Source organism: Pseudoclavibacter caeni (assembly GCF_008831125.1).
Lineage (GTDB): Bacteria > Actinomycetota > Actinomycetes > Actinomycetales > Microbacteriaceae > Pseudoclavibacter_A > Pseudoclavibacter_A caeni.
Genome location: NZ_WBKA01000001.1, coordinates 350,878 through 366,843 on the forward strand (window position 1 = coordinate 350,878; position 15,966 = coordinate 366,843).

15 protein-coding genes are annotated in these 15,966 nt (G+C 72.0%); 9 read left to right on the plus strand and 6 right to left on the minus strand.

The window, feature by feature from the left end:
• Positions 1-418 precede the first annotated feature (418 nt).
• The gene (locus F8O02_RS01640; RefSeq protein ID WP_158035461.1) at positions 419-2,056 is read left to right on the plus strand and encodes an amidohydrolase; all 1,638 of its coding nucleotides are present in this window, start codon (positions 419-421) and stop codon (positions 2,054-2,056) included.
• Positions 2,057-2,417: 361 nt separating this feature from the next.
• Complete coding sequence (locus tag F8O02_RS01645; RefSeq protein ID WP_158035463.1) at positions 2,418-3,506, plus strand: NADH:flavin oxidoreductase/NADH oxidase; 1,089 nt, start codon at positions 2,418-2,420, stop codon at positions 3,504-3,506.
• A gap of 36 nt (positions 3,507-3,542) precedes the next feature.
• On the opposite strand, the gene F8O02_RS01650 is transcribed toward F8O02_RS01645, so the two are convergent.
• Positions 3,543-4,466 carry a tyrosine-protein phosphatase gene (locus tag F8O02_RS01650; RefSeq protein WP_179416230.1) on the minus strand — a complete coding sequence of 308 codons (924 nt, stop codon included), beginning with the start codon at positions 4,464-4,466 and terminating at the stop codon, positions 3,543-3,545.
• A 179-nt stretch (positions 4,467-4,645) separates the two neighbouring features.
• Here F8O02_RS01650 and F8O02_RS01655 point away from each other — a divergent pair, with 179 nt between their 5' ends.
• The gene (locus tag F8O02_RS01655; RefSeq protein WP_158035466.1) at positions 4,646-5,905 is read left to right on the plus strand and encodes an FAD-dependent oxidoreductase; all 1,260 of its coding nucleotides are present in this window, start codon (positions 4,646-4,648) and stop codon (positions 5,903-5,905) included.
• A gap of 230 nt (positions 5,906-6,135) precedes the next feature.
• Positions 6,136-7,566 (plus strand): C1 family peptidase, encoded by a 1,431-nt coding sequence (locus tag F8O02_RS01660; RefSeq protein ID WP_158035468.1) that lies wholly within the window; start codon positions 6,136-6,138, stop codon positions 7,564-7,566.
• An 82-nt stretch (positions 7,567-7,648) separates the two neighbouring features.
• On the opposite strand, the gene F8O02_RS01665 is transcribed toward F8O02_RS01660, so the two are convergent.
• The 5 genes from F8O02_RS01665 to F8O02_RS01685 form a co-directional block, all read right to left on the minus strand.
• Positions 7,649-8,632: an aminodeoxychorismate lyase gene (locus tag F8O02_RS01665; protein ID WP_158035470.1), complete on the minus strand. Its 984-nt coding sequence runs from the start codon at positions 8,630-8,632 to the stop codon at positions 7,649-7,651.
• A 148-nt stretch (positions 8,633-8,780) separates the two neighbouring features.
• Positions 8,781-9,662: an aminodeoxychorismate lyase gene (locus F8O02_RS01670; protein ID WP_158035472.1), complete on the minus strand. Its 882-nt coding sequence runs from the start codon at positions 9,660-9,662 to the stop codon at positions 8,781-8,783.
• Between the two features lie 175 nt (positions 9,663-9,837).
• The gene (gene menC, locus F8O02_RS01675) at positions 9,838-10,977 is read right to left on the minus strand and encodes an o-succinylbenzoate synthase (protein WP_158035474.1); all 1,140 of its coding nucleotides are present in this window, start codon (positions 10,975-10,977) and stop codon (positions 9,838-9,840) included.
• The gene (locus tag F8O02_RS01680; protein ID WP_158035476.1) at positions 10,974-11,690 is read right to left on the minus strand and encodes a MurR/RpiR family transcriptional regulator; all 717 of its coding nucleotides are present in this window, start codon (positions 11,688-11,690) and stop codon (positions 10,974-10,976) included. Before F8O02_RS01680 ends, menC begins: the two co-directional genes overlap by 4 nt.
• Entirely contained in the window at positions 11,687-12,622 is a 936-nt protein-coding gene (locus F8O02_RS01685; RefSeq protein ID WP_179416229.1) for a GNAT family N-acetyltransferase, read from the minus strand. Before F8O02_RS01685 ends, F8O02_RS01680 begins: the two co-directional genes overlap by 4 nt.
• 150 nt (positions 12,623-12,772) lie before the next feature.
• Between F8O02_RS01685 and F8O02_RS01690 the strand changes: the two genes are divergently transcribed.
• The 5 genes from F8O02_RS01690 (at position 12,773) to rplI (ending at position 15,807) form a co-directional block, all read left to right on the plus strand.
• Positions 12,773-13,900 (plus strand): M20/M25/M40 family metallo-hydrolase, encoded by a 1,128-nt coding sequence (locus F8O02_RS01690; protein ID WP_158035480.1) that lies wholly within the window; start codon positions 12,773-12,775, stop codon positions 13,898-13,900.
• Positions 13,901-14,112: 212 nt separating this feature from the next.
• On the plus strand, positions 14,113-14,448 hold the full coding sequence (rpsF, locus tag F8O02_RS01695) for a 30S ribosomal protein S6 (protein ID WP_158035482.1): 336 nt from the start codon (positions 14,113-14,115) through the stop codon (positions 14,446-14,448).
• Positions 14,449-14,450: 2 nt separating this feature from the next.
• Positions 14,451-15,014, plus strand: coding sequence for a single-stranded DNA-binding protein (locus F8O02_RS01700; RefSeq protein ID WP_158035483.1), 564 nt, complete (start codon positions 14,451-14,453; stop codon positions 15,012-15,014).
• A 46-nt stretch (positions 15,015-15,060) separates the two neighbouring features.
• Complete coding sequence (rpsR, locus tag F8O02_RS01705) at positions 15,061-15,324, plus strand: 30S ribosomal protein S18 (protein ID WP_158035485.1); 264 nt, start codon at positions 15,061-15,063, stop codon at positions 15,322-15,324.
• A 30-nt stretch (positions 15,325-15,354) separates the two neighbouring features.
• Positions 15,355-15,807 carry a 50S ribosomal protein L9 gene (rplI, locus tag F8O02_RS01710; protein WP_158035486.1) on the plus strand — a complete coding sequence of 151 codons (453 nt, stop codon included), beginning with the start codon at positions 15,355-15,357 and terminating at the stop codon, positions 15,805-15,807.
• Positions 15,808-15,966 lie beyond the last annotated feature (159 nt).

Consider the following 15,966-nt stretch of genomic DNA (forward strand, 5'->3'; position numbering starts at 1 on the left):
TCAGAATTCAGCCGTCGGCGGGGGCGTGCAAATAGGAAGTCTGCGCCCCCATCATCTGGAATTCAGATGTCAGGGCGGATTTCATGCAGAAGAAATGAATCTGTAACAGGCGCGCAACGCGAGGTCCTCCCCGACCTCCTCGGGAGCGGGATCCGTTCACATGATCGATACACAGAGGGCTTCGCGATGCGGTGCATCTGCGATTTCGATCCACTTCGCGCACCGTGTGCCGCATAGTCTTCGAGACAGCAGACCGGGCGGGCCGGCAGGTGCGCGGCCATGGCCGGCCGGATGCGAGCGTCGCCCGCCTCGGCCCGGGTGACTGAAGAGACCGGCCGGATGGCGCTTCCAGCCGTTCATGGGCCTCAGACCGGGAGCCCAGCGCCTCAGAACGGGGCCCGGGGAAGGAGACGACGGGATGACGGATACGCGAGAGCTGACGATCGGGAACGCCGATCTGTACCTTGGGCATGGGGTGTGGCGGCGGGGAAGCCTTCGCTGCGTCGACGGGGTGATCGTCGAGGTCAGCCCGGAGCGGTTCCCCCGCGGCGGCGGGCGACACGTCGACGCCCGAGGGGCGAGCGTGCTGCCGGGCTTCCAGGACGCCCACGTGCATCCGGAGCACGGCGGCTCCGGCCTGCTCGGCATCGACCTGACCGCGGTGCACGACGCCGACCGCTACCTCGACCTCGTGCGGGCGTATGCACGCAGCCACCCCGCCGAAGCCGTCTTGATCGGCAACGGCTGGTACGGAGACCTCTTCCCGGGTGGCATGCCCACCGCGGCGTTCCTGGACCGCGCGGAGGCGGAGCGCCCCGTGCTGCTCAACGGCCACGACGGACACAGTCTGTGGGCGAACTCGGCGGCGCTGGCCGCCGCGAGCATCACGGCCGACACACCCGACCCGGCTGACGGGAGGGTGCTGCGCGACGCCGACGGGATCCCGACCGGGGTGCTGCTCGACGGGGCCATGCAGCTGGTGGCGGGCCTGCGCCCCGAGAAGACCCGGCGCACCCTCACAGACGGCCTGCTCGCCGCGCAGGCGTTCCTGCACTCGCTCGGCGTCACCGCCTGGGCGGACGCGATGGTGGGCGACTCCGAGCTCTCCGCAGACCCGTTCGAGGCCTACCTCGAGCTCGAGCGCGCGGGGCTGCTCACCGGTCGCGTCGTGCTCGGGCAGTGGTGGGAACGCCGAGCGGGCCTCGAGCAGATCGAGCGCTTCGAGCAGCGTCGCGAGGCGGTGCGAGACCTGCCGCATCTGAGCGCCGGCATGGTGAAGATCATGCAGGACGGCATGGTCGAGAACCACACCGCGGCGATGATCGACCCCTACGCCGACATCGACGACACAGGCGCGTCCTTCATCGATCCACAGCAGCTCGTGCGGATCGCTGCGGAGCTCGACGCGCGCGGCTTCGACCTGCACTTCCACGCCTGCGGCGACCGCGCCGTCCGCGAGTGTCTGGATGCGGTCGAGGCACTGCGCGCCCGCGGCGGCGGGGCCGGCCGGCGCCACCAGATCGCGCACGTCGACGTGGTGCACCCTGACGACCTGCCCCGGTTCGCGAAACTCGACGTCACCGCGAACATCGAGATGCTCTGGGCCCGCCGGGACAAGGAGATGCTCGAGCGCAAGCTCCCCCAGCTCGGCGCCGACCGTGAACCCTGGCAGTTCCCGTTCGGGTCGCTCGCCCGTGCCGGGGCGCGGCTTGCCGCCGGCAGCGACTGGCCGGTGTCGGATCCGAACCCGCTGTGGGCCATCCACACGGGGATGCGGCGGACGGCCCCCAGCACGGACGTGCACGCGATCGGCGACGAGGCGCGCACCCATCCGCTCGAGCGACAGGAGGGCCTCGACTTCACGACCGCCCTCGATGCCTTCCTGACCGGCGCCGCCTGGGTGAACCGGCTCGACGACGTCGCCGGACGCCTCGCTCCCGGGTTGCAGGGCGACCTCGTGGTGCTCGACGCGAACCTGCGCACCGCGCCCGACCTGGCCCGGGTCGGCGTGGCCGAGACGTTCGTCGCCGGCCACAGCGTCCATCACGGGGAGTGATCCGGGGCGCGGCGTCAGCGGCCGGCGTGCCCGGGCCCGATCTCCCCGGGTACGAGAGAACCTGCCGGATGCGTGTGGACCTGCCAGAGGGTGGCAGGCCGGTGCCTGAGCGAGTGCCTGCGGCAGGTTGGTGCACGGCGGGGGAGTCCGGCCTGTCTTGCCGAGACCCGCTGCCGGTCCTGTCGCCGGGCACGGGAGTGTGCCATCCTCTGACGTGTACGGGCCACCGCACGCGAGTCCGCTCGGGCGTCCGTCGGCGCCGAGCAGCCGAGGTGGGGCCGGCCCGCCGGCCCGAGCGGCCCGGCCGCACCCGCATGAGTGCCGTGCCCGCCGGTCGCACCCGAGCATCTGAGGAGGCAGCATGTCACACGCCCTGTTCGAACCGATCACCCTGCGGTCACTGACCGTGCGCAACCGACTGTGGGTGTCGCCCATGTGCCAGTACGCCGCGGTCGGCGGCGACGGCATGCCCACCGACTGGCACCTGGTGCACTACGGCGGGCTCGCCGCCGGAGGCGCTGGTGCAGTCGTGCTCGAGGCGACCGGCGTGAGCCCCGAGGGGCGCATCACCCCACGCTGCCTCGGCCTGTGGAACGACGCCCAGCAGCACGCGTTCGAGCGGATCACCGCGTTCGCCCACGCGCAGGGCGCGGCGGTCGGCGTGCAGCTCATCCACGCCGGCCGCAAGGCGAGCACCTGGCCGGAGTGGGGGTTCGATCGCGACGGGCATCCGCTCGAGGGAACCGTGCCCGAGGCGGAGGGCGGCTGGCCGACGGTCGCACCCTCGGCCATCCCCTTCGGCGACTGCGCAACGCCGCGGGCACTCGACGAGGCGGGCATCGACGCGGTCGTCGACGCGTTCGCCCAGGCCGCGCGGCGTGCCGTCGCCGCCGGATTCGACCTGGTCGAGCTGCACGGCGCGCACGGGTACCTCGTGCACCAGTTCCTCTCGCCGCTGAGCAACCGGCGCGACGACGCCTACGGCGGCAGCCTCGCCGGCCGCGCCCGCCTGCTGCTGCGCATCGCCGACGCAGTGCGCGAGGCGGTGGGGCCGGACGTGCCCGTGATCGCCCGCCTCTCGGCCACCGACTGGGTGGACGGCGGCCTCACCGCCGCCGAGACCATCCAGGTGGCGCGGTGGCTCAGCGAGCACGGGGTGGACCTCGTCGACGTGTCGACCGGAGGGAACACCCCCTCGGCGCCGATCCCGGCCGGCCCCGGCTACCAGGTGCGGTTCGCCGCGCAGGTGCGGCGCGAGACGGGAATGCCGGTCTCGACGGTCGGGATGATCCTCAACGCCGCACAGGCCGAGCAGGTCCTGGTCAGCGGGCAGGCCGACGTGGTCACGATGGGACGCGCCCTGCTGCGCGACCCGAACCTGCCCCTGCGAGCCTCGCGTGAGCTGCGGCACCCGGTGCCGGCGCCGGGCCCGTGCCGGCGGGCGTGGTAGGAGTCCAGGGCGGCGGTCAAGGGATGCTGGGGAGCCTCAGCCGTCCACGAGCCGGTCGTGCAGGAGCTCGAGCTCGGCGTCGGTCAGCCCTGCCCGGGCGAGGTAGTCCGCGGCGCCGCCGAAGCGGGTGTCCAGATGATCGAGCGCGGCCTCGAGCGCCTCGGGTGGGGCCTCCGCGATCAGCACGAGCAGCTCGTCGGTGATCGTGCCGCCGGCCGAGCGCACCCTCTGCAGCGTCTCGTCGAGCCACGGGCCGGCCAGCTCGCGGGTGGTGAGGGCGTAGTCGGCGACCACCGCATCCGCCGGCACGCCCACCGCGAGCAGCAGCAGGGCGATCGTGACGCCGGTGCGATCCTTGCCCGCGGTGCAGTGGACGAGCACGGCGCCGGGGCTCTCGCGTGCGTCGGTCGGGTGCCCGGCGCGGTCGAGCGTGTCGCTCGCGGCGGGCTCTCGGGCGGCCGCATCCGCATGTGTGGTGATCGCCTTGCCGGCCGCGCGCGCCACGCCCCGGGCCACGCGGGCGAACGCGGCGTGGTCGTGGTCGAGCATGGTGCGGTAGAGGTCGGGCAGCCGGGGGAGGCCGGCGAGGTTCGCCTGCAGCGACCCTTCCAGCAGAGGCACGCTCACCTCGTGCACGCCGGGGCGGGCGAACGCGCTGGGCAGGCGGTCGCGCTCCTGGCCGGTGCGCAGGTCGAACACGGTGTCGATCGGGCTACTGGCGATCCACGCGGCGGCCTCGGGGGAGAGGGCGCGCGGGGCGCCGCCGCGGTAGAGGCGGCCGCGGCGGATGCGTCTGCCGGCCGCGGGCAGGCCACCCACGTCGCGCAGGTTCACGAGACCGGGCAGGCGGATGGCGCGGGGTGAGGCGGTCGCCGGGGCGCTTGCAACGGCTGGGGCGGTCGTGGGTGCCGAGGGGTCGAGGGGTGCGGGGGCTGAAGTCGATGCGGGGTTCTCGGGCACGTCTCCACGATACGTGCCGGTGGGGCAGGGTTGCCTGGGCAGATCGAGCGAGGGCTGTGCCTCGCCGGCGGGTCGGGGCGAACTCGGCGTGTAACCGCGTACGCCGTCGGCGGAGCGGCGAGGCGAGCACCCGTGAGACCCGCCGCTGGCCCACCACCTCGGCCGCCTACACTGTGCGCATGACCGCATCTCCCGCCTCTCGTCCCGAGCCCGCCGAGTCGCCTGCCACCCCTGCTGCCCCTGCCGCCCCCGCTGCTGCCCCTGCTGCCCCGCAGCCCACCCTGCAGCCCGCCCTCGACTTCGACCACATCGTCATTGGCGGAGGAGCGATGGGCTCCGCCGCAGCCTGGCGCCTCGCGCGGGCCGGTCGCTCCGTGCTGCTGCTCGAGCGCTTCACGCAGGTGCATCTGAACGGCTCGTCGCATGGCCCCAGCCGCAACTTCAACATGGCCTCGTACACCGAGGGCGACTACCTCGACCTGGTCGCCGAGGCCGGCCGTATCTGGCACGAGCTCGAGGACGAGACCGGCGAGCGCCTCCTCGACGTCGTCGGGCTCGTCGACCACGGCGCCGGCGAGTTCGACGGGCACGACGAGCTGCTGCGCGCCCACGGCTTCCAGGCCGAGACGCTGCGTCCCGAGGAGGCCCACGAGCGCTGGCCCGGCATCCGCTTCGACACCCGCGTGCTCCACGCCCCCGAGGGCGGGCGCCTGAACCCCGACCGCGCGATCCCCGCGATGCAGGCCGCCGCGGCCCGACACGACGCGGTGCTCCGCCACGAGACCCCGGCGCGCGCGATCGAGCCGTTCGACGACGGCTCCGGCGTGCGCGTCGTCACCGACGCGGGATCCGCCACCGCACACACCGTGATCGTGACCGCCGGGGCCTGGGCGCGCGTCCTGCTCGACGGACTCGTCGACCTGCCGCCCCTGCGCGTCACCCAGGAACAGCCGGCGCACTTCGCGCTCGCGGACGGCGGCGACGGCCTCGACCCGGCGACACAGGAGCGCTGGCCCGGCTTCAATCACATCCCCGCGCCGGGTGACGCGCGCACTGCCTGGTGGCGCGGCGAGGTGTACGGGATGCTCACCCCGGGCGAGGGCGTGAAGGTCGGCTGGCACGGCGCGGGGCCTGTCGTCGATCCCGATCATCGGGACTTCGCGCCCGAGCCCGCGCAGATGGACGACCTGCGGCGCTACGTGCGCGAGTGGCTGCCCGGCGTCGACCCCGACCGGTTCGAGCCGATCAGCTGCCTGTACACCACGACGCCGGACGAGGACTTCGTCGTCGACCGGCGCGGCCCGATCGTGGTCGGCGCCGGGTTCAGCGGGCACGGGTTCAAGTTCACCCCGGCGATCGGGCGGATGCTGGCCGAGCTGGCGACGGATCCCGACGCCCGTGCCCTGCCGCGGTTCGCGCTGGGGCGCTTCGGCCTGTAGGAGCGCATCGGCCTCTGCGCGGTGCGGCGGATCGCTGCCCCGCCGCTGTACGCGACTGCACACAGCGTTCGTCGGCCAGCACCCGATCTCGATGGCGCCCCCGGCGTCGCCCCTGTGATCTCAAGGGATGTCGCGGTGCTCGGGAGGCGAGCGCGAGGACTCGGCGTGCAATCGCGCACGGCGACCGATGACTACGCTGGCCCTGAACCGGCGATACGTGAGGAGCGACCATGACGGACAGGCAGCAGAGCGAGGGGACACCAGCCGCGGGCGAGGCCACGGAGGCCGCTGACCGGATCGGGGCGGCGACTCCAGAGACGGCCACCACGGGCGAGCTCACCGAGGCGCGGCTGGGCGAGCTGCGCGAGGGGTTCCTCGCCGACCCGAGCCGAATCCGCGCGCTCGACGCGGTGGCGACGACCTCGATCGACCGGGTCGCGCTCAACCGCGCCCGCCTGCTCGCCACCCCGCGCAGCATGTCGAACCGGCTGGATCACTGGGACGCCACCGATCAGAAGCGCAGCGGCCGCTGCTGGCTGTTCGCCGCCCTCAACCTGCTGCGCGGCGACGCCCGCCGCAAGCTCAACGTCAAGAACTTCGAGTTCAGCCAGAACCACGCGATGTACTGGGACAAGATCGAGCGGGCCAACTACTTCCTCGAGGACATGATCGCCCTCGCCGACCGCGATCTCGACGACCGGCTCGTGTCGTTCCTGCTCTCCAGCGAGACGCTGCTGAGCGATGGCGGCCAGTGGGACATGGAGGTCGGCGTCTTCCTGAAGCACGGCGTGGTGCCGAAGGAGCTCATGCCCGAGACGGAGTCGTCGAGCAGCACGCAGCGCATGGACGCGTCCCTGCGCTCGCAGCTGCGGCGTGCGGCGTTGCGCCTGCGCGCCGTGGTACGCGGGGGAGCGAGCCTCGCCGCGGCCCGTGCGCTCAAGCAGGAGCTGCTGGCCGAGACCCATGCGATCCTCACGATCCACCTGGGCGTGCCGCCGACGTCGTTCGAGTGGCAGTGGAACGACGACGACCGCGAGTTCCACCGCGCCGGCACGTTCACCCCGCAGGAGTTCCTCGACGAGTACACCGACATCGACCTGCGCGACTACATCTGCTTGGTGGACGACCCGCGCCCGGAGCATCCGAAGGGCGCCACCATGACCGTCGCCCACCTCGGCAACGTGGTCGGCGCCGAGCCGGTGCGGTACCTGAACGCGGACATCGCGACGATCAAGCGGATCGCCGCCGAGACGATCGTCGAGGGCGAGCCGGTGTGGTTCGGCTGCGACGTCGTCCCGCAGTTCGACCGCGAGGACGGCGTGTGGGCCGCCGACATCTTCGATCATGCCGGCGTGTACGGCGTCGACCTGGGGATGACGAAGGAGGAGCGCGTGCGCACTGGCGAGTCACGGATGACGCACGCGATGCTGCTCACCGGCGTGGATCTCGCCGACGGCGTGCCCCGGCGCTGGCGCGTCGAGAACAGCTGGGGCACCGAGAAGTTCGACAACGGCTTCTGCACGATGGACGACTCGTGGTTCGACGAGTACGTCTTCGAGGTGGTGGTGCGGAAGGATCGTCTGCCCGCCGAGCTGCAGCGGGCCGCGACGGCCGAGCCGATCGTGCTCGACGCGTGGGATCCGATGGGCGCACTGGCCTGACGACCCCGCCCGGCTGACCGGCCGTGCGGCAGACCCACCGCCCGTGCACGAGGCCGGCGCTCCGTGGCTGAACGCCCCGCCCTCACACCCCGGGCAGCAGGCGGGCGTTGAGCGCGTCGGTCAGCGGGCGGTCGACGGCGACCGCCCGTCCGTCCACCGCCCGCACCGGGGCGGCGCCGCGCGACGACGAGACGAGCCACACGCCGTCGGCGGCGAGCAGCTCGTCCGGCCGCACCCGCCGGTAGTGCGCGGCGAGGCCCAGCTCGGCGGCGATGTCGAACACCCGCCGCTGCGTGGTGCCGGCGAGGATGCCCTCGTCGGTGCTCGGCGTCACGATCGCGTCGCCCTCGCGCAGCACGACCGACGCGGTCGGCCCCTCGAGCACCCAGCCGTCGGCGGAGACCATGATCGCGTCGTCCGCGCCGCGATGCCGCGCCTCGCGCAGCATGGCGAGGTTGATCGCATACGAGAGCGTCTTCGCGCCCTGCAGCAGCCAGGGCGACGTGGTCGCGACATCGTGGCGGTATCCGCGGTCGAGGGTGACCACCGTGATCCCGTCGCGGTGCTCGTCGGCGTGATCGCGGGCGGCGGCGACGCGCACCCAGCCGATCGGCCGGCGCATCCCCTCGCGGCCGCGGGTGAGCACGAGCTTCGCGGAGAGCACGGGCGCTGGAACGTGCGCGGCGACGGCGGCGAGCACGGCCGCGCGCCACACGTCGAGGCGCGGGCGGGGCAGGCCGAGCAGCGCGGCAGAGTGCGCGAACCGCTGCAGGTGCTCGTCGAGCGCGAGCGGACGCCCGTTGACGAACGCGGCCGTGTCGAACACGCCATCGCCGCGGGTGAGGCCCAGATCGTCGGCCGGCACGAGGGGTGCGTCGGGATCGGCGCGGTGGTACGGCGGGGTGCCCGGGGGGTGCACTGCGGACGTCGTGGCGGCCGGATACGCGCCGGGCTTCCCCGCTGGGCCCGACCGCTCGCGAGGGCTTGGAACCTGCGATGAGCGCGAAGGGGCGGGTGCCTCGACCGGGTCGTCGATGACCAACAGGACGGGTGCGGGTGCTGCCATGCCCCCATCATCCTCCTGCGCGGCCCGTGTCGGTGTGCATAGACCTGCCGATTGTGCATGGATCTGCCAGTGGGTGGCATGTTCGTGCACGGGCCGGGTGCCTGGGGAAGTCCGGCCGAGGTCGGGCCAGCCCCGCCCCCGCTGCCGATCAGGCGGTTCGTGTGAGCAGCGCCGCGTTCATCGCGTCGGTGGTCTCGCGGTCGATCGGCATCTGCCGGCCGTCGAGCTCGCGCACCGGGGCGGCGCAGCGGGTTGAGGAGAGCAGCCACAGGCCGTCCGCGTCGACGAGCTCCTCCGGGCGCACCTCGCGGTATTCGGTCGTGTGTCCCTGCTGCTCGAGCCAGGCGAAGGCGCTCGCCTGGGTGGTGCCGGCGAGGATGCCCTGATCGGTCGCCGGGGTCGCGAACGTGTCGCCGTGGCGCACGATCACCGACGAGGTCGGCCCCTCAAGCACGAATCCGTCGCTGGAGATGAAGATGACGTCGTCGGCACCGCGTCGGGCCGCCTCGCGCAGCACCGACTTGTTCACCGCGTACGAGAGCGTCTTCGCGCCCTGCAGCAGCCAAGGGGAGGTCTTCGCGACGTCATGGCGGTACCCGCGGTCGAGGGTGACCACGGCGATGCCGTCGCGTCGCTCGACGGCGTGCTCGTCGCCGCCGAAGACATACACCCAGCCGATCGGCAGGCCGGTCCCCTCCACGCCTCTGGTCATGATGAACTTCGCCGACAGCATCGGCTCTGGCTCGTGCGCGGCGACCGCGGCGAGGATCGCGTCGCGCCACACCTCGAGGCGGGGGGCGGGGAGGTCCAGGATGCGCGCGGAGTTCGCGAATCGCCGCAGATGTGCCTCGAGTGCCATCGGGTGGCCGTGCTGGAAGCCGGCGGTCTCGAAGATGCCGTCGCCGCGGGTGACGCTCAGATCCATGACGTTGATCTGGCCGGCCGCCGGATCCGCCTGGTGGAACCGGGTCGGCGTGGCTGGCACGCCCTCGGCGAGATCGTCGACGAAGAACAGAGTCGGGGTGGACATGGGTGCTTCTTTCTCTCAGCTGTGTTGGGTGATGCGATCAGGATGGTGACGGGTGCGGGTGGCTGCAGGGGCATCGGCCCGGGGCGTCCCGGTGCCGCGCCCGTGCGGGGCAGGGTCCGATGCCGTGCTCGGGATGCCGTGAGAAGCCGGGCATGCCGGCCCTGCTCCGGCTTGGTCAGGCGGGCGCTCCCGCGACGTCCGCCTCGGCGGTGTCGAGGAACCGCAGCCGGTTCTCGGCGATCCAGGCGGTGTCGACCTCGTAGCCGATGCCGGGCGTCGAGGGCACGGTGACCGTGCCGTCGTGGGCGACCACCGGTGGCACGATCACGTCGCGGGCGTAGTACTTGTCCGATCCGGAGACATCCGACGGCAGCGAGAACCCGGGCAGCGACGAGATGGCCACGTTGGTGGCACGGCCGATCCCGAACTCGTGCATGCCTCCGCACCACACGAGGATGCCGTGCGCGGTCGCCAGATCGTGCGCGGCGCGCGCGACGGTCAGCCCGCCCATCCGCGAGACCTTGATGTTGAGCACCCGACCGGCGTCGAGGGCGAGCATCGTGCGCAGATCGTCGAGCGTGACGACCGACTCGTCGAGGCACACCGGCGTCGACATCCGCTGTTGCAGCCGGGCGTGCCCGGTCAGGTCGCGGGGGGCGAAGGGCTGCTCGATCATCGTCAGCCGCAGCTCGTCGAGTCGGGCCAGGTACGCGATCGTCTCGTCATCGCTCGGATACGCGCCGTTCGCATCCACGTGCAGGTCGATGTCCGGGTGGGCCGCGCGCACCGCGCGCACCGGCTCGAGATCCCATCCCGGGGCGATCTTCAGCTTCACACGGTGGTAGCCGGCGGCGAGCTGGTGCTCGACCTGTGCGAGCAGGGCGTCGATCGTCGGCTCGATGCCGAGTGAGACGCCGGCGCGCACCTGCGTGCGCTCGCCGCCCAGTGCGCGCGCCAGCGGCATCCCCGCTCGTCTGGCCCACAGGTCCCAGGCCGCGCCGACGAAGCCGGCCTTCGCGAACTCGTGACCGCGGATGCGCGCCCAGGCCGTCTCAAGCTCCTCGGGGCGCTCCCACTCGGCCTCGAGCGCGCGGGGCACCAGGTAGCGGGTCGCGACGAGCCAGGCGGTGTCGGTCGTCTCCGAGCAGTAGTACGGGTCGGCCGGTGAGGCGATCTCGCCCCAGCCGGTCACCCCGTCGGCGTCGACCATCTCGACCAGGATGTGGTCGAGGCTCGACTTGCGGTGCGAGCTCGTCTGGAAGCTGTGCACGAGCGGCACGCGCACCTCGTGCAGCCGGATGCGGGCGATCCTCATCGCTCCTCCTTCGGGCCGTCCTCGGCCGGGTCGTAGTGGTGGTACAGGTCGAGGGTGGCGCTGATCTCGTCGCGGCGGGCGAGCCGGCGCCGGGCGCCCTTCGCGCTTGCTGCGGTGAGCGTGCTGAGCACGTGACAGGTCGCGGCGACCGAGGTGGGGGAGTCCGCGTACGACGCCGACCCGGTGTCGACGAGCACGAGTGCGTCGGCGAACCCGGCGAGCGGCGAGCCGGCGGAATCGGTCACGACGACGAGTCGCCCGCCGGCCTCGTGGAAGAGGCGCCCGAAGCGCACCGTCTCGCGGCGGTAGCGGCGCAGCGAGAACACCACGAGCACATCGCTGGCGCGCACGTCGCTGAGCACCGCCAGTTCCGACAGCCCGTGGCCGCCCACGAGGAACACGTTCGACAGCGTCGCGGAGAGGTCGGCGTTCAGCAGCGCGGCGTAGGCGCCGGACTTGCCGGCCCCGGCGACGTACCGCCGGCGGGCGGCGAGCAGCGCGGCGGACGCGGCGGGCAGCGCGTTCGTGGTGCGCATGTGCTCGAACGTGTGCCGCAGCGACGCCAGCTCGGTGTCCATGAGCTTGGCCTGCAGCATCTCCGCGGAGGCGTTCGCGCGCAGCCGGGCGCCGAAGCGCTGCTGCGGCGAGGCGAGCTCCCGGTCGCGGCGCCGCTCGCGCCGTTCCTGGGCGATCTCGTCGGCGTCGTCGGTCATGCGTCCTCCTCTGTGCCCGCCTGCCCGGCAGACGTGTGTGCCTCGGCGGCGGACGTCGCGTCGGCCTCGTCGTGATCGGCATGTGGTCCCGTCTCTGTGCCGCCTGTGTCGCCGGCCTCGGCGAGTTCCCCGGGGACGGTGAGGTACACCGAGGTGTCGTGCGTCAGTCGCAGGCAGCTGATGATCACTCGTCCATCGTCGTACAGGTCGCGCAGCGTCGAGCGCAGCGCGGCCCGTCCCCAGTCGATCTCCGCGGTCTCCGTGTCGCCGGCGACGACGCCGGCGTCGATGGGCACCCACACGAGACGGTCTTCGGCGGCGTCCGGCCGGGGCTGCCCCCAGTCGTCATGCCCCCAGTCCGCTGCCGGGGCCAGATCTCGCAGACTGGCGAGCGGGTCGGGGCGGTCGTCCAGCGTCCACTCGACGAGCACGCGGTCGGTGCGCTCGCGGCCGTAGTAGTCCTCGAAGAAGCGCACGCCGACGCCACGCAGGGTGTTGAAGTTGAAGTGGCCGTTGCGGGAGAACATCGGGTCGAACGTCCACCTCATCGTGTGTGCGCCCCAGCCGAGGGCGACCTGGCGCTGCACTTCTTTGAGCATCCGGCCGATGCCGTGCCCCTGCCAGGCGGGATCGACGACCGCTACCTGGGAGTAGTGGTAGCCGGTCTGGCCGTCAGTGCCGGGGAATCCGTAGGCGAAGCCGATGAGGCGTCCGTCAGGGGCGCGCACGCCCACAGCCGAGCCGCCGTTGTGCACGAGGGCGCTCAGCAGGTTGCTGTTGAGGGCGAGCCCTTTGGATCCGTATCGGAACACGCGGTTGTACAGCTCGCTCGCCTCGAGGAACTCGCTGTGCTCGGAGAGTGTGCCGCTCCACAGATGTGGGGCCTCCGCGGTGACTCGGGGTGTGCCAGCCGCTGATGCTGATCGGTTCACAGTGGGCATTATATGTAACCTATGTTTCAGTCGCGTAAGCAAATCTCTCGCAGTCGTCGCGGTAGGATCAGGCCACATGTCCCAAGATGCAGCGCGGGTACGGAGGAGCGGCGCGATGCTGCCCACTCGAGGAGCAGAGGAGACGGAGCGATGACCCTGATGGACGAGACCACGCGTGGGCGGGCCCTTGAACGGCTGCGAACCCTGGTGGGCATGGAGTCGCCTTCGCGGGACGTCACCGCCTCGCGGGCGATCACCGACGTGCTCGCCGGCTGGTTCGAGACGGCCGGCGCGACGGTGGAGCGCGTTCCAGCCGAGGCGGGCGTGCACCTGGTGATGGAGGTCGCCGGTGCCGGAGCGCGGGCGCAGGAGGCACCGCTGCTGCTGATCGGTCACTCGGACACGGTCTGGCCGCGGGGGACGCTCGACGGGGACGTGCCCTGGGTCGAGGTCGGCGACACGGTGCGTGGCCCCGGCGTGTACGACATGAAGAGCGGGCTGGTGATCATGCTCGCCGCGATCGAGCTGCTGCAGGGGCGTTCGCACCGGCCGGTGCGCATCGTCGTCACCTGCGACGAGGAGGTCGGCTCTCCCACCTCGAAGAACCTGCTGCGGCAGGTGGTCGAGGGAGTGGACGGCGCGATCGGCTTCGAGTCGCCGCATCCCGACGGCGCGCTGAAGGTCGGCCGACGGGGCAGCACGCGCGTGCGCATCGACGTCACCGGCCGCGCCGCGCATGCCGCGCTCGACCCGGGGCGGGGGGTCAGCGCGATCGACGAGCTCGTCGACCAGCTCCTCGCCATTCGCGGCATCATCGCCCGGGCCAGCGAGGACGTCGAGGTGCTGTGCAACAGCGGGACGATCTCCGGCGGCACCAGGGCGAACGTCGTCGCGGCCCATGCGGAGGCGGAGCTCGGGCTGCGCTTCATCGACGCCGACTCGGAGCATCGGGTGCTCACCGTGCTCGACGGGCTCACCCCGGTGCGCGAGGGGGCCGTCGTGACGGTCGAGACGCTCAGCCACCGGCCGGCATGGCTCGCATCCGCGGCCGACCGGGCGCTGCTGGAACGCGTCGCAGCCGCCGGGGCGCCGCTGGGGCTCCACGTGACCGGGCGGCCGGCGGCCGGTGCGGGAGACACGAACCTCGTCGGCTCCCTCGGCGTGCCCACCGTTGACGGCTTCGGGCCGCTCGGCGGCGGCGCGCACGCGGCGAGCGAGCACATCCTGCTGCACACGCTGTACGAGCGCGTCGAGCTGCTCGCGGCGGTGCTGGGATAGTCGGATCACCGGGGGCGGGCGGCCGGCCTGCCGAGCGGGCGGGCCGGCCCCGCGCCGCACGTGCCTGCCGGGCTGGCGCCAAGGGGCGGGAAGCTGGTAGCATCGTCCAGTCTGTGCCTCGCGCGCACCTGCGCCGCGGGGCCGGGCTGAGATTACCCTCCTGCTGCAGAAGAGCTCTGCAGCCGTTCGAGTCCGAAGGAGGTGGGTGATTCATGTCTCAGAACACCAAGCAGTACGAGCTGGCCGTGATCCTCGACCCGTCTGTCGATGATCGCAAGGTCGCCCCGACCCTCGAGAAGTTCCTGGCCGTCGTCCCCAAGGAGGGCGGCACCGTCGACAACGTCGACATCTGGGGCCGTCGTCAGCTGGCGTACCCGATCAAGAAGCAGAAGGAAGGCGTCTACGCCTTCATCCGCATCAGCTCGACCCCCGACACCATCAACGAGGTCGACCGTCTGCTACGTCTGTCCGACTCCGTGCTTCGCACCAAGGTGCTGCGCGCCGAGGAGGCTCACGTCGTCCTGCGTCAGCCGCGGAAGGCCAGCTGACCATGGCCGGCGACACCGTCATCACCATCGTCGGCAACCTCACCGCCGACCCCGAGCTGCGCTACACGCAGAGCGGCACGGCCGTGGCGTCCTTCACGATCGCCTCGACGCCGCGCACGTTCGACCGCGCCAGCGGGGAATGGAAGGACGGCGAGGCGCTCTTCCTGCGCGCCTCGGTCTGGCGTGACTTCGCCGAGCACGTCGCCAAGAGCATGACGAAGGGCATGCGCGTGATCGCCCAGGGGCGGCTGCGCCAGCGGTCATATCAGGATCGCGAGGGCAACAACCGCACCAGCTACGAGATCGACATCGACGAGATCGGCCCGTCGCTGCGGTATGCGACGGCACAGGTCGAGCGCGTCCCGCGCGGCGACGGCCAGCGGGGCGGCTTCGGCGGCCAGCAGGCCGGCGGATACGGCGCCCAGCAGGGCGGCGGCCAGCAGGGCGGCTTCGGCCAGCCCGCCGCTCCGCAGCAGCCTGCATCCTCGGGCGACGCCTGGGGCGAGCCGGCGGCGGGCGACGGCTGGAACACGCCGGGGGTCAACCTCGACGACACCCCGTTCTGATCCGTCACCACCAGACATACACAGACCTACAGAAAGAAGAACCATCATGGCCGGAAAGGGAGCCGCGCGGGCACGTGCCGCGCGCAACGCCAAGCTCAACCAGAAGGTTGTGCCCTCCAAGGTGATCCGCGTCGACGTCGTCGACTACAAGGACGTCAACACCCTGCGCAAGTTCGTCTCGGAGCGGGGCAAGATCCGCTCGCGCCGCATCACCGGCGTGAGCGTCCAGGAGCAGCGTCTCATCGCGCGCGCGGTGAAGAACGCCCGTGAGCTCGCCCTGCTGCCGTACTCCGGCGCGGGCCGTCACTGAGCCGCGAGAAGCGAAGGGAACTGAAGCACTATGTCGAAACTCATCCTCACCCAGGAGGTCGACGGACTCGGCACGGCCGGTGACATCGTCGACGTCAAGGCCGGCTACGCCCGTAACTACCTGCTGCCCCACGGCTACGCCGTGGCGTGGACGGCCGGCGGCGCCCGCCAGGTCGAGCAGCTGCGCCAGGCCCGGGCCGCGCGCGAGCTCGCGACGATCGAGGAGGCCAGGGATCTCAAGCTGCGCATCGAGAACGTGCGCGTGCGTCTCGAGGCCAAGGCCGGCCGCGAGGGTCGCCTGTTCGGCGCGGTGAAGGCCGCTGACATCGCCGAGGCCATCGAGGCCGCAGGCATCGGCAACGTCGATCGCAAGCGCATCGTCATCGCCGACCCGATCAAGACCACCGGTGACCACAGGGCGCAGCTGAAGCTGCACCCCGAGGTCGTCGCCGAGATCTCGATGCAGGTCGTCGCCAAGAAGTAGGCGTCGCCGAATCTGTCGAAGGCCCCCGAGTCCGCATGGACTCGGGGGCCTTCGTCGTGTTCGGGGCGTGGGCGGCGGGGATGCGCGCTCGTGCGCAGATGGGGCCTGTGCACGGACCTGCCGCGAGCGGGCCTTGGCACACCGACCAGCCATTGGGTG

What these genes read in the sequence shown, in the direction of transcription:
- F8O02_RS01640 (WP_158035461.1), top strand. Translation starts at nt 419, where the DNA reads ATGACGGATACGCGAGAGCTGACGATCGGGAACGCCGATCTGTACCTT.
- F8O02_RS01645 (WP_158035463.1), top strand. Translation starts at nt 2,418, where the DNA reads ATGTCACACGCCCTGTTCGAACCGATCACCCTGCGGTCACTGACCGTG.
- F8O02_RS01655 (WP_158035466.1), top strand. Translation starts at nt 4,646, where the DNA reads ATGACCGCATCTCCCGCCTCTCGTCCCGAGCCCGCCGAGTCGCCTGCC.
- F8O02_RS01660 (WP_158035468.1), top strand. Translation starts at nt 6,136, where the DNA reads ATGACGGACAGGCAGCAGAGCGAGGGGACACCAGCCGCGGGCGAGGCC.
- F8O02_RS01665 (WP_158035470.1), bottom strand. Translation starts at nt 8,632, where the DNA reads ATGGCAGCACCCGCACCCGTCCTGTTGGTCATCGACGACCCGGTCGAG.
- F8O02_RS01670 (WP_158035472.1), bottom strand. Translation starts at nt 9,662, where the DNA reads ATGTCCACCCCGACTCTGTTCTTCGTCGACGATCTCGCCGAGGGCGTG.
- menC (WP_158035474.1), bottom strand. Translation starts at nt 10,977, where the DNA reads ATGAGGATCGCCCGCATCCGGCTGCACGAGGTGCGCGTGCCGCTCGTG.
- F8O02_RS01680 (WP_158035476.1), bottom strand. Translation starts at nt 11,690, where the DNA reads ATGACCGACGACGCCGACGAGATCGCCCAGGAACGGCGCGAGCGGCGC.
- F8O02_RS01690 (WP_158035480.1), top strand. Translation starts at nt 12,773, where the DNA reads ATGACCCTGATGGACGAGACCACGCGTGGGCGGGCCCTTGAACGGCTG.
- rpsF (WP_158035482.1), top strand. Translation starts at nt 14,113, where the DNA reads ATGTCTCAGAACACCAAGCAGTACGAGCTGGCCGTGATCCTCGACCCG.
- F8O02_RS01700 (WP_158035483.1), top strand. Translation starts at nt 14,451, where the DNA reads ATGGCCGGCGACACCGTCATCACCATCGTCGGCAACCTCACCGCCGAC.
- rpsR (WP_158035485.1), top strand. Translation starts at nt 15,061, where the DNA reads ATGGCCGGAAAGGGAGCCGCGCGGGCACGTGCCGCGCGCAACGCCAAG.
- rplI (WP_158035486.1), top strand. Translation starts at nt 15,355, where the DNA reads ATGTCGAAACTCATCCTCACCCAGGAGGTCGACGGACTCGGCACGGCC.